The organism is Nonomuraea sp. NPDC049695 (genome assembly GCF_040674955.1).
In the GTDB taxonomy this organism is placed as follows: Bacteria; Actinomycetota; Actinomycetes; order Streptosporangiales; family Streptosporangiaceae; genus Nonomuraea; species Nonomuraea helvata.
In genome coordinates, this window is the sequence record NZ_JBFANV010000044.1 from 43,648 (window position 1) to 55,501 (window position 11,854).

Below are 11,854 nucleotides of genomic sequence, written 5' to 3' on the forward strand. Positions count from 1 at the left end.
AGACTGTTGCAGGAGCGCCCGTGGTCCGCTTTGCGTGCATGCCACCCCGAGGAGTGGTCTCCGGATGAACCGTTGGGGGGATCTGTCGCAGGAAACGGCTGACCACCTTGATGCCGGATCTGTGCTTGACCACACCGAGATGGCCGTGGTCGTCACCGACCGTTTCAGCAATCTCCTCTACTGGAACCCGTTCGCCGAGAAGCTCTTCGGCCGTAAGTCGCCGTCACGTGACATCCCCCTCCTGTCCCTCGGGATTCTGGAGAAGGACCACCCGCTCGCCATCGACCTGGCCAAGCACGTGCTCAAGGGCGGCGTGTGGGAGGGCACGTTCGACGTCCGGCGCGGCGACGGCACCATCGTCTACGTACGCGCCCAGGCCGTGCCGCTGCGCCACCCCTCGGGCTCGGTGACCGGCATCGTGATCATGGCCCGCGAGGCGCTGCGCAGCAACGAGCGGGAGAAAGACCGGTTCGGCCTGCTCGAGCGCATCGGCGAGCGGCTGGCGGGCTCCCTCTACGTCGAGGAGACGCTCAAGCGGGTCGCCGAGATGCTGGTCCCGCAGTTCGCCGACCACTGCTTCATCGAGCTGATGGAAGGCGACAGGCTCGTTCGCCGGGTCTCGCAGCACGTGCAGGGGTGGGCGCCGCCGTCGGGCACATGGAAGCCGGTGGGCGCGGAGATCCGCTACCCCGCCGGCCACTACGCGGACACGGCGCTGCGCCGCCAGGAGACGATCCTGGTCGAGAGCTTCTCCTCCAACAGCTACCCGGCCCCCAGCGAGGGCAGCGCGCGGCTGTGCGGCGAGATCGGCATGACCTCCGCCATCGTCGCTCCGCTGCTGGTGCGCGGCGAGACGCTCGGGCTGATGTACCTCGGCCTGTCCAACCTCACCGACCGGCGCAGCCCCCACTACGACGCCTTCGACCGTGACTTCGTGGGCGCCATCGCCACCAGGGTCGCGCTCGCCATCGACAACGCGCTGCTGTTCGAGGAGGAGCGCCACACGGCGGAGTCGTTCCAGAAATACCTGCTGCCCCGGGCGCTGCCGCAGCTCGACGGCCTGGACATCGCGGTGCGCTACTACCCGGCGGCCCCGCTGGCCTCCCACGGGCAGGGCATCCAGACCCAGGTCGGCGGCGACTGGTACGACGTGATCCCGCTCTCGGCCGGCCGGGTCGGCATCGTGATCGGCGACGTCGAGGGCAGGGGCGCCAAGGCGGCGGCCATCATGGGCCAGCTCAGGGCGGCGCTGCGGGCCTTCGCCCAGGACGACAAGTCGCCGGCCGACATCCTGGCCAGGCTCGACGAGTGGACCCGCATCATCGCCACGCCCGAGCACGACGACAACGGCGCCGAGGTCAGCATCCCGCCCATCGTGACCTGCCAGTACCTGGTCTACGACGCCTGGTCGCGCCAGCTGTCGTTCGCCAACGCGGGCCACGCCCCGCCGCTGCTGCTGGTCGACGGGCAGTGCGTCGAGCTCGACATCGAAGAGGTCGGCCAGCCGCTCGGCGTCCGGGCCAAGGGCCTGCACGCCGACCTGGTCTACAAGGAGGAGACGCGCACCCTCCCGCCGGGCGCCGCGCTGCTGCTCTACACCGACGGCCTGGTCGACCGCCGCCCGGGCCGCGACGGCCGGCCGCCGAGCGAGGAGGAGACGCTCGGCGTGCTCTGCGAAGAGCTCGCCAAGATGTCCGGCGCCGAGGTCGAGCGCATCGCCGACGCCGCCACGGTGGCCGTGCCGGGCGAGATCGACGACGACATGGCGATCCTGGTCGTCCGCTCCAGCGACGTCGACCTCGCCGTCGAGGAGCGCACGTTCCCCGCCCAGCCGATCATGGTGGGGGAGGCGCGCCGCATGGCATCGGAGGCGTTCTCGAGCTGGAACGTCCCCGAGGAGCGGGCCGAGCTGGCCTGCCTGCTCGTCTCCGAGGTCGTGACCAACGTCGTGCTCCACGCGGCCACCGCCAGCATCCCGCGCAGGGAGCTGGTCGTGGAGGGGCCGCCGCTGCCGTTCGAGGAGTCCTGGGACGTGCCGGGCTTCGAGGACGAGGTGGTCGGCGACAAGGAGTTCACGCTGAGGCTGCGCAGAGGCGAGGAGTCGGTCTGGGTCGAGGTCTTCGACCAGGACCTGCGCCTGCCGCGCATCCGCAGCGCGGGGGAGAACGACGAGGGCGGGCGCGGCCTCTACCTCGTCGACCAGCTGGCCAGACGCTGGGGATCGCGTCCCACCAGGGAAGGCAAAGCCGTCTGGTTCGAGATTCCCACACGCGGCAGGTGAGTGATTAGCTGGCCCTATGGAGCTGGCGTTCGAGCGACGAGGCACCGGTGCGCCGCTGATCCTCATTCACGGGATCGGTCACCACTGGCAGGCCTGGCTGCCGGTGATGGACCGGCTCGCCGCCTCGCGCACGGTGATCGCGATCGACCTGCCCGGCTTCGGAGTCTCGCCGGGGCTGCCTGAAGGCATCCCCTACACCGCGGAGTCGCTGGCCGACGCGGTCGAGTCGTTCTGCGCGCGGCTCGGCGTCCGCGAGCCGCACGTGGCGGGCAACTCGCTCGGCGGCTACATCGCGCTCGAGCTGGCCTCGCGTGGCGTCGTACGTTCGGCGACGGCGCTGTCTCCGGCCGGCTTCTGGTCCCGCCCTGAGCTGCTCTACGCTCAGGCCGTGCTGCGTGCCTTGAAGGCAGGGACCAGGTTCGGCGCCACCCCGTTCCTGAGCGGCGCATCCGCCGGGATCCTCGTCGCCCACCCGTCCAGGCTGGAGCCGCAGGCGCTGTCGGCGGCCGCGCAGGCGCTGAGCGGGGCGAGCGGCTTCGACGAGACGCTTGAGTCGTTCGCCGGCTTGATGCCGCCCGCGCCGCCCAAGTCGCCCATCACGATCGCGTGGGGCGAGCGTGACCGGCTCCTGCTGCGCCGCCAGGCCGTACGCGCGGCCCGGTGGTCGGGGCAGCGGGTCAAGCTGCTGAAGGGCTGCGGTCACGTGCCGATGAGCGACGATCCCGAGCTCGTGGCCCGCGTCATCCTGGAAGCTAGCGCTACTTCGTGAGATTGGCGGACATGCGGCGGAGCACGTCGACGGTGGCCAGATATTCCTGCGAGCTCACGCCCACGAGCACCTGCTGCCTGAAATGCCCGACCTTCTCGGAGATCTCCTCATGTGCGGCCCTGCCCGCGTCGGTGAGCCTGCCGTCCGCCAGCCAGCCCTTGGCGGTAAGCCGCTCCACTGCTTCGTCCACGCCGGTGAACGGCATGGTGTAAGTGCTTTCTTGGGCCGCCTGGTTGAGCACCTGCCACTCCCGGCGGGTGGTGGTCTGGAGCGCCTGCCCCATGGCGTCTTCCAGGAGGTTGTCGAGATGCTTCAGCCAGTGGCCGATCGGTTTGTCCATGAATGTAGGATAGCAATTATATGTATAAAGACAAGGACATTGCCGCGATCGAGCGGGCGATGGTCGCGATCAGGCGGCGGCAGAGCAGGCGGGTGCTGGCGCGGCAGCAGGGCGCCACGGCACCGGAGTTCGAGGTGCTCGACGTGATCGAGGGCGCCGGCGAGGCCGCCACCGTCTCCACGGTCGCGCAGGCGCTCAACGTCGACCAGCCGAGGGCCAGCCGTCTCGTGGCGGCGGCCGTGACGGCCGGCCTGGTCAGGCGGGAGGCCGATCAGGCTGACGGGCGCAGGGCGTGGCTCGTGCTGACCGACGCGGGCCGGGCGGCGCTGGAGCAGGCCCACCGCAGCAGGCAGGCGGCGTTCGCGGCGGCCACGGAGGGGTGGACGGCGGCGGAGCGGGCGGAGTTCGCCAGGCTGCTCACCCGCTTCGTCGAGGGCATGCCCGGTTAGATCTTGGTCTGGCCCCAGACGAGCAGCATGGCGATGACGAAGACGATCATCACGCCGGCATAGCCGACCGGCCCCAGGCGGAACGCCCGGCGCACGCGGTTGAGGCCCCAGGCGAACAGCAATGCCAGGAAAACCAGGAGGATCAGGCCGCTGTCCATGCCGTCCAGTATGCGGTGTCGAGGGGTTCGCCGCGCGGCATGAGACCGAAAGGCTTGACGAACGCGTTCGTAACGAACGCGTTCGTTATACTGCTGGCATGACAACGTCCCCCAGAACGCCGCGCAGCCGGCGCGAACGGCCGGCCAAACCGGCGCTGACGCGAGACGGCATCGTGGCCGCGGCGATGGAGATCATGCAGGCCGAGGGGCTGCAGGCCGTGACGACCCGCCGCCTGGCGCAAGCGCTCGACACCGGCCCGGCCTCGCTGTACGTCTACGTGCGCAACACCGCCGAACTGCACGCGGCGATCCTGGACGAACTGCTCGGGACCGTCGACCTGCGCCCGAGCGGCGGCGACTGGCGTGACCGGCTGGAGCAGGTGCTCACCTCCTACGCCCTCGTGCTCTTCGGGCATCCCGCCCTCGCCCACTCCGCGCTGGTGACGCGCCCGAGCGGGCGGCACTACATCGACCTCATCGAGGCGCTGCTGGCGCTGCTCGACGAGGGAGACGTCCCGCCGGGGCAGGCCGCATGGGGTGTGGACCTGCTGCTGCAGTTCGCCACGGCACTCGCCGCCGAGCAGTCCGCTCGCGATGAGGGCATCGACGCCCAGGATCAGTGGGACGCCCTGTCCCGGGCGCTGCACGGCGTGTCCGGCAGTGCGCACCCGCACATCGCCGCCCGCGCCACCGAGCTGCTGTCCGGTTCGCCGGAGGCCCGGCTCTCCTGGAGCTTCCAGATGCTGATCAACGGCGTCCTGCACACGCCCATCCCGCGAAAGGAGGGCCAGGCATGAGCGTGGTGGTCTTCGGCGCCAACGGACGCACCGGTCGCCTGATCGTCGAGGAGGCGCTGCGCGCCGGCCACGACGTCACCGCCGCGGTGCGGGCACCAGAGAGCTTCCCGCCGCTCACCGGCCGGGACCAAGAGGGCGTGGGAACGTTCGACATCACGCGCGCCGACATCCGTGACCTTGACAGCGTTCAGGCCGCCGTCAAAGGACACGACACCGTGATCTCCGCCATCGGCCACGCGGGCAGACGCTCGCTCGGTCTCTACTCCGACGGGGCGCGGACCCTCGTCACGGCGATGCGGAATGCCGGTGTCGCCCGCATCATCGCCGTCACCTCCGCCGGCGTGCGCCATGACGACCCGCACTTCGCGCTCTGGTACCGCTTCGTCGCCCGCACGCTGTTGAAGGAGGCCTACGACGACATGCGTCTCATGGAGGCGATCATCCGCGAGGCCGGTCTCGACTGGACCTTCGTCCGCCCGGCCCGCCTCCTGGACGACCCGGCCACCGGTGCCTATCGCGTTCTGGACGACGAGACTCCCGAGGGCGGCTGGAAGACAACCCGTAGCGACCTTGCCCGGTTCATCACCCAGGAGCTCCGCGAGCACCGCTGGTCGCACGCCGCTCCGACGATCGCCGAGTAACGCCGCGCACCTGCCCGAGTGGAGGCCCGGGTCAGAACCCGAACGACCGGCCGATGATCTCCTTCATGATCTCGGTGGTGCCGCCGTAGATGGTCTGGACCCGGCTGTCGAGCCACGCCTTGGCGACCGGGTACTCCGTCATGTAGCCGTACCCGCCGTGGAGCTGGAGGCAGCGGTCGATGACCTTGTTCTGCAGCTCGGTGGTCCACCACTTGGCCTTGGCCGCGTCCACCGCGGTGAGCTCGCCGGCGTTGAGCGCCAGGACGCACTTGTCCACGTAGTGGCGGGCGATCTCGGTCTCGGTGGCCAGCTCCGCCAGGACGAACCGGGTGTTCTGGAACGAGCCGATGCTCCGCCCGAATGCCTTGCGGGTCCTGCAGTACTCGACGGTCTCCTCCAGGACGGCCTCCGCCGCGGCCACCGCTCCCACGGCGATCGACAGGCGCTCCTGCGGCAGGTTGTTCATGAGCTGGAAGAAGCCCTCGCCGTCGCGCGGGCCGAGGCGGTTGGCGACGGGCACCCGTACGTTCCCGAAGAACAGCTCGGCCGTGTCCTGTGCCTTCATCCCGATCTTCTCGAGGTTCCGCCCGCGCTCGAAGCCCTCCATGCCGCGCTCGACCACGACCAGGGTCGTCCCCTTGGCGCCCGCGGCGGGATCGGTCTTGGCCACGACGACGACGAGGTCGGCGTTGACACCGTTCGTGATGAACGTCTTCTGGCCGTTCACCAGATAGTGGTCGCCCTCGCGGATGGCCGTGGTCCTGATCCCCTGGAGGTCGCTCCCGGCCCCGGGCTCGCTCATCGCGATCGCCGTGATCAGCTCGCCGCCGACGAAGCCGGGCAGCCACCGCTGCTTCTGCTCGTCGTTCGTCAGATCCACCAGGTACGGCGCCATGACGTCGTTGTGCAGCGAGAACCCGAGCCCGGAGGCGCCATGCCGGATGATCTCCTCGACGATGACCGCGTTGTACCGGAAGTCCTTGACCCCCGCGCCGCCGTACTCCTCCGGCACCGAGAACCCGAACATCCCCAGCTCCCCGGCCTTCTTCCAGACCTCGCGCGGGACGATGCCGTCCTTCTCCCACTCAGCGTGGTGCGGCACGACCTCGCGGGCCATGAACTCGCGCACGGTCTCGCGGAAGAGCAGGTGCTCCTCGTCGAAGAGGTCTCGCCGCATCGGTCGCCTCGCCTCCCGAATAGAGTTCTGTTACTGGCAGGTATACCCGTTTTCCGGGTACGACGGGAGCTTGTGGACACGGCTTCATCACAAGTGTCGGACGTTGCCGTGTTCGGTATGTGTTGCGGGTGTTTTCGACTCTAAGATCTACCCTCGGTCTATTTTGTGGCGTGATCGGAGTCTCCCGTGAGTCGCTGGCACAAGGCGTTGATCGCCGCATCGGTGGGGGTGGCCGCCTCTGCGGCGTTACTCGTGACATCCTCGACCCCGGGCCAGGCTGAAGCCTCGCTGGTGGCCAACTACCGGTGCACCGGCGGCATCGCGGGCGCCGGGGTGGACCTCGAGGCCCGGATGACCCCGCAGGTCGAGGCAGGCGGGCAGATGTACGTCCGCTGGGACATGTCGTACAAGACGGACGGGCGGGAGTTCGGCTCGCCAGGCTTCTTCCCCAAAGGCTCCTCGCTGGCTCTTGAGGGCACCGTGGACATCAGCGGCGCCTGGAACGGCCGGCTCCTGCCCAGGGGCAGCAAGGACCAGCCCGAGCTGGTGCCCGGCCAGTACCTGGAACTTCCCGAGGGACTGTCCGACCAGGGCTCCATCAAGCGCTCGGGCAAGGTCCGCTTCAAGCCCGGCGCGCTGTTCGTCCGCTTCACGCCCGCCAAGGGCGAGGTGATGGTCAACAACAAGACCGACGTGGAGTACACGGGCGGCTGGGAGTGGGAGTACACCCAGGAGCAGTACAACGACCACCTCAACGACGTGCAGAAGACCAGCACGCATGGTGAGGTCGCCAAGCTCCAGTTCATCGGCACCCAGGTGGCCTACATCGGCAGGCGTGCGCCGGGACTCGGACCGATCCGCGTGCTCCTCGACGGGCATCCCGTCACCGACCCCCTGGTGGAGCTGGGCAAGGACCGCAGCGGAAAGCCCGTGATAGGCACGGAGACCCAGGTGGTCCTCTGGGAGTCGCCGAAGCTGGATTACGGCCCGCACACGATCGAGATCGTCAACGTCGAGGACAAGCCGGCCTATCTGGACGCCTTCAAGGTCACCACCGGCGAGGTGGGTGAGCCGCCGATCTACAACCAGGCCACCTGCACGCTCCTCGGCGACCCCGGTGCCATCGACGTCACCATCCCCGGCAGCACCCCGACGAACAGCCCCTCGCCGACGCCGACGGACAGCCCCACGGTCACCCCGCCCACCGACAACACCCCGACGAACAGCCCCTCACCAACGCCCACCGCGACCAACACCACGCCGAACGGCGGCTCCAACGACGGTGGCCTCGGCCACGTGATCGTGATGCCCAGCGCGACCGGCACCAGCTCCGGCTCGGCCACGCCCAAGACCACCGGGCCGACCGCGACCAAGTACTACAAGGCACAGGTGGCCAAGACGCCCAAGGGCGGCGTGGACAGCGGAGAGGCGCCGGATCGTGAGACCCGGCCGTACGGGCTGATGGCGGCACTCGTGATGGCAGGCGGAGGCGGCGGGCTGCTGCTGCGCCGGCGCAGGGCCGCGCACGCGGGAGGAGTTCTCTGATGACCGAACAGCAGAAGACACCGATGCAGCGGGCGCAGCCCGGGCTGCTGATCGCCGGGTCGCTGGGCGGCGTCGGCCTGGTCATGGTGACGCTGCTCTCGCTGGTGCCCACCATGGACGACGGCTCGGGCTCGTTGCCCGCTGCGGCGCAGGACACGCCGACGCCGGTGCAGGAGATGGCGAACGCGGGCGCGTTCGTGCTCCCGCCCACCGTGGGCCCCGGCGGCAAGAACGTCCCCCTCACCCCGGCCCGCCCCGACGCACCCCCACCCCTCGCGGCCGTCCCGGTCGTGGCCCCGATCCCCACGGCCAAGGCCAAGACCGCCCGGTCCAGGCCCACCCGCATCAAGATCCCCAAGATCAAGGTGAACGCGCCCATCGGCGCCGTCACCGTGGACAAGGCGGGCAAGCTCGGCACCCCACCCTTGACCAAGCCCGGCCAGACAGGCTGGTACCGCGACTCGCCGGTGCCCGGCGAGGTCGGCCCCGCGATCATCAACGGCCACGTGAGCACCCGCAAGGGCCCCGCCGTCTTCGACCGCCTACGCGAACTGGCCAAGGGCGACCAGATCTACGTGTACCGGTCGGACGGGAAGGTCACCCGGTTCACGGTCAGCGGGATCGAGCAGGCGAGCAAGACGTCGTTCCCGACCGCTCGGGTCTATGGGAACACCAAGGACTCTCAGCTGAGGCTCATCACCTGTGGTGGGGTCTTCAACCAGGCGGCGCACAGTTACACGGACAACATTGTTGTGTACGCGACGTTGTCGAAGAAGAAGGTTTGAGGGGTTTGGGTTGCGCCGATTTGGCGTTTTACGGGAAGTTGACAGGATCAGTTCGTAGGATCTCAACCTAACCGTGACCAACGGCTGGAATTCTGGCACGACTGTTGATACTGGCTTTGATCGGAGATGGACCCGTGCTTATGGCCCAGGCGTGGCGCCGCCTCGCCCAAAAGACGTCGGCCGTGGGGCTTATTAGCACGCTCGTCCTCTTTGTTGGCTCGGTGTTAGCCCTGTCGTCCCCGGCGCAGGCCGCCGCCGTCGATCCGCTGAAGATTACATACAAGTGCACCGGCGGCTCTCTGGCGGCCGAATCTGTCCAGGTGACGGTTACTGCACCCACCTCGGTCGAGCCTTCCAAGACGGCGTCGATCAAGTGGACGTTCCCCGCGATAGCGGCGACCAAGCCGATCGCCGCCTCGGCGTCGGTCACGACCAGCGGCGGCGACCTCACAGTGACAGGAGGCACGCCGACGCCGCTGAAGGGTAACGGCAGTGGCACGGTAACCACTGCAGTCCAGACCGGCCTGACATACACGCCGCCGGAGATGACGGCGTCGGTCAATGTGACCGCCACTACGGGTGGCAATTTGGTTCTGGCGCCGGTGACGACCGGCACTAGCTTGCTGACTATCACGGTGGCCGGCGAGGCGACCACCTGCACCTATGTGTCGGCGACACCCACAAGCATCTCGGTCCCCGTCCAAACGGGGGGTGGTGGCACCAGTGGTACCGACATCGTCGAGTATGACTGCGGCGTCGATTCCCTCACCGGGCAGGACGTCGAGATCAAGGTGGAGTTGACGATGCCGACCTCCGCCAAGGTGGGCGAGCAGTTCTCCATCAAGTGGAAGGGCACCTACACGGCGGGCAAGGAGCTGAAGGCTCCCACCACAGGACAGACGATCAGCCCGAAGATCTTCCCCTACGCGTCGCTGACCGGCATCAGCGGTCTGACTTCCGCCACGGGTGAGGGCAGCACCGGCGCGATCACCGCCGGTGGCATCATCACGCTGCCGGCGTCGACGACGATCGACCTCAAGACGACTGCCAACACCGCGGGCACCGCGACGGTGAAGCCTGGGAAGATCAACTTCGGCTCGAACGCCTCTACCGGCACCCAGCCGGCCATCGAGTGCACCGTCGAGAACGAGAGCGCGCTCAAGACCTACACGCTCACGGTGAGCAGCTCCACCGGTACCCCGACCCCCACTCCGACCCCCACCCCTACCACCACCTCGCCCAAGCCCACCAAGACCAGCACCCACACGGTGACCGTCACCCCGTCCAGCAAGAAGACCACCAAGTCCAAGACCCCCAAGGCCGGTGCCGACACGGGCGGTGGCGGTGAGATGGGGCCTGACGGGCGGTTGTTCATCCTGACCGGCACCGCGCTGATCGGGGCCGCCGCCGTAGGCGGGCTGATCATGCGTCGACGTTCTATCCGGAGTTGACGGATATGTCGGGGCACTATCCCTATGGCGGCGGCCAGCCGCCTCAGGACAAGGGCAGCACGGCGCTCAGGACCGTGCTGATCGTGGCCGCCATCGCCGGTGTCGTCACCGTCGTGGCCGGGCTGCTCATCGTGATCAAGTCCCCCGACGAATACGGCCTGGCCGCCAACCGCGACGCCCTCAACCTGCAGGCCCAGCCGAACGGGAAGGCCAGCGGGCAGCCCGAGCAGGCGCTCTTCCAGGCCGCTCCCGACGTGCCGCCGCCGCTGCCGCAGATCAACCCGGCGCCCCCCATGATGCCCTCCACGCCCGTACGGATCGTGATCAAGCGGCTGGGGATCAACGCGCCGGTCAAGTCGGTCGGGCTGGCCAAGGACGGGACGATCGAGGTGCCCCCGGGGAACGACCCCAACCTGGTCGGGTGGTACCGGAACATGTCCACCCCGGGTGAGGCGGGACCGGCCGTGATGCTCGGGCACAAGGACACCAGGACGCGCAGCGCCGTGTTCAGCCGGTTGTTCGAGATCAAGAACGGCGACACCATCGAGGTCAAGCGGCAGGACAAGACCACCGCGGTGTTCACCGTCGGCGGGGTCGAGCAGGCGAGCAAGAAGACCTTCCCGACCCAGCGGGTCTATGGGCCGCAGGAGAACGCCCAACTGCACCTGATCACCTGCGGTGGCACCTACGATCGGTCCATCGGGCACTACATGGACAACATCATCGTCTATGCGACGATGACGAGCTCCTATAGAAGCTGAGAAAGCTGAAGCGCGGAGGCGGGCTATGGGCTGGATGGCGAAGCGGAGACTGCGTACTGGCCCGACGGCGGCCCTGCCGGCGAAACCGGACCCGGCCGAGCTGCTGCGCATCGTGCGGCTCGCGGACCCGGGCGCGCGGCAGGACGGCGACGACATCGTGGCCACCGACGTGCGGGTGTGCGCGCCCGTGGAGGCCGACACCGAGCTGACCGGCGGCGAGTTGGAGAAGGTGTGGGCGGTCCGGGTGGCCGCCGAGGGACCGCTGCCGCTGGACTTCTTCGACCGCTTCCTCGCCGAGGGCCTGGCCTTCCGGCTCAAGGGGCTCTCGGTGTGCCGGGGTGAGGTGAGCGATCCGGCCGACGACCAGGAGAGCGGCCCCGCCGTCATCCTCCCGGTACGTCCCACCGCCGAGGAGCTGGCGCCCCTGCTGGAGCCGGACGAGGACGACGACTTCACCTTCACGGCGGGTGAGGTCCGGGCCGCGCTCGTACCGCAGAAGGGGCAGCCGCCGGCCGTGCAGGAGCTGCTGCCGTTCGCCACCGAGCTGACCGCGATCGAGCTGCGCGGCGACGAGCCCGCCAAGCTCGGCGCGCTGGCCCTCGAGCTGGCCGAGGCGCTGAACGGGCTGGTCGTGGACCGGTGGCGGTTCAGGGTGGACGCCGCGGAGGATCTGGTCCCGCCTGCCTGAGGCCCCGCCCAG

At 68.9% G+C, this 11,854-nt stretch carries 13 protein-coding genes; 10 read left to right on the forward strand and 3 right to left on the reverse strand.

Annotation, left to right across the window (positions count from 1 at the left end; all coding sequences use genetic code 11):
* Nucleotides 1-64 precede the first annotated feature (64 nt).
* Together AB0J64_RS32080 and AB0J64_RS32085 are read left to right on the forward strand one after the other, a co-directional pair.
* Nucleotides 65-2,281: a SpoIIE family protein phosphatase gene (locus AB0J64_RS32080; RefSeq protein ID WP_364035106.1), complete on the forward strand. Its 2,217-nt coding sequence runs from the start codon at nucleotides 65-67 to the stop codon at nucleotides 2,279-2,281.
* 16 nt (nucleotides 2,282-2,297) lie between these two features.
* Nucleotides 2,298-3,050 carry an alpha/beta fold hydrolase gene (locus AB0J64_RS32085; RefSeq protein ID WP_364035109.1) on the forward strand — a complete coding sequence of 251 codons (753 nt, stop codon included), beginning with the start codon at nucleotides 2,298-2,300 and terminating at the stop codon, nucleotides 3,048-3,050.
* On the opposite strand, the gene AB0J64_RS32090 is transcribed toward AB0J64_RS32085, so the two are convergent.
* Nucleotides 3,040-3,390: a MarR family transcriptional regulator gene (locus AB0J64_RS32090; RefSeq protein WP_364035112.1), complete on the reverse strand. Its 351-nt coding sequence runs from the start codon at nucleotides 3,388-3,390 to the stop codon at nucleotides 3,040-3,042. The two genes, AB0J64_RS32085 and AB0J64_RS32090, sit on opposite strands and share 11 nt — an antisense overlap.
* A gap of 20 nt (nucleotides 3,391-3,410) precedes the next feature.
* Between AB0J64_RS32090 and AB0J64_RS32095 the strand changes: the two genes are divergently transcribed.
* On the forward strand, nucleotides 3,411-3,839 hold the full coding sequence (locus AB0J64_RS32095; protein ID WP_364035115.1) for a MarR family transcriptional regulator: 429 nt from the start codon (nucleotides 3,411-3,413) through the stop codon (nucleotides 3,837-3,839).
* Here the strand turns inward: AB0J64_RS32095 and AB0J64_RS32100 are convergent.
* A complete protein-coding gene (locus AB0J64_RS32100; protein WP_357595755.1) occupies nucleotides 3,836-3,997 on the reverse strand; it encodes a hypothetical protein in 162 nt (53 codons plus the stop codon). The two genes, AB0J64_RS32095 and AB0J64_RS32100, sit on opposite strands and share 4 nt — an antisense overlap.
* 98 nt (nucleotides 3,998-4,095) lie before the next feature.
* Between AB0J64_RS32100 and AB0J64_RS32105 the strand changes: the two genes are divergently transcribed.
* Both AB0J64_RS32105 and AB0J64_RS32110 read left to right on the forward strand, forming a co-directional pair.
* Nucleotides 4,096-4,794, forward strand: a complete 699-nt coding sequence (locus tag AB0J64_RS32105; protein WP_364035118.1) for a TetR/AcrR family transcriptional regulator C-terminal domain-containing protein — start codon at nucleotides 4,096-4,098, stop codon at nucleotides 4,792-4,794.
* Nucleotides 4,791-5,435 (forward strand): SDR family oxidoreductase, encoded by a 645-nt coding sequence (locus AB0J64_RS32110; RefSeq protein WP_364035121.1) that lies wholly within the window; start codon nucleotides 4,791-4,793, stop codon nucleotides 5,433-5,435. The genes AB0J64_RS32105 and AB0J64_RS32110 overlap by 4 nt, the downstream gene beginning before the upstream one ends.
* A 31-nt stretch (nucleotides 5,436-5,466) precedes the next feature.
* Here the strand turns inward: AB0J64_RS32110 and AB0J64_RS32115 are convergent, their stop codons facing one another.
* On the reverse strand, nucleotides 5,467-6,612 hold the full coding sequence (locus AB0J64_RS32115) for an acyl-CoA dehydrogenase family protein (RefSeq protein WP_364035124.1): 1,146 nt from the start codon (nucleotides 6,610-6,612) through the stop codon (nucleotides 5,467-5,469).
* Nucleotides 6,613-6,798: 186 nt separating this feature from the next.
* On the opposite strand from AB0J64_RS32115, the gene AB0J64_RS32120 reads away from it, so the two are divergent.
* The 5 genes from AB0J64_RS32120 to AB0J64_RS32140 all read left to right on the forward strand — a co-directional run bounded on the left by AB0J64_RS32120 (nucleotide 6,799) and on the right by AB0J64_RS32140 (nucleotide 11,842).
* Entirely contained in the window at nucleotides 6,799-8,157 is a 1,359-nt protein-coding gene (locus AB0J64_RS32120; protein ID WP_364035127.1) for a hypothetical protein, read from the forward strand.
* A complete protein-coding gene (locus AB0J64_RS32125) occupies nucleotides 8,157-8,942 on the forward strand; it encodes a class F sortase (protein WP_364035130.1) in 786 nt (261 codons plus the stop codon). Before AB0J64_RS32120 ends, AB0J64_RS32125 begins: the two co-directional genes overlap by 1 nt.
* 140 nt (nucleotides 8,943-9,082) lie before the next feature.
* Nucleotides 9,083-10,393 (forward strand): hypothetical protein, encoded by a 1,311-nt coding sequence (locus tag AB0J64_RS32130; protein WP_364035133.1) that lies wholly within the window; start codon nucleotides 9,083-9,085, stop codon nucleotides 10,391-10,393.
* Nucleotides 10,394-10,398: 5 nt separating this feature from the next.
* Nucleotides 10,399-11,154: a class F sortase gene (locus AB0J64_RS32135; protein WP_364035136.1), complete on the forward strand. Its 756-nt coding sequence runs from the start codon at nucleotides 10,399-10,401 to the stop codon at nucleotides 11,152-11,154.
* A 34-nt stretch (nucleotides 11,155-11,188) separates the two neighbouring features.
* Nucleotides 11,189-11,842, forward strand: coding sequence for a hypothetical protein (locus AB0J64_RS32140; protein ID WP_364035139.1), 654 nt, complete (start codon nucleotides 11,189-11,191; stop codon nucleotides 11,840-11,842).
* The last annotated feature ends 12 nt before the right edge of the window (nucleotides 11,843-11,854 follow it).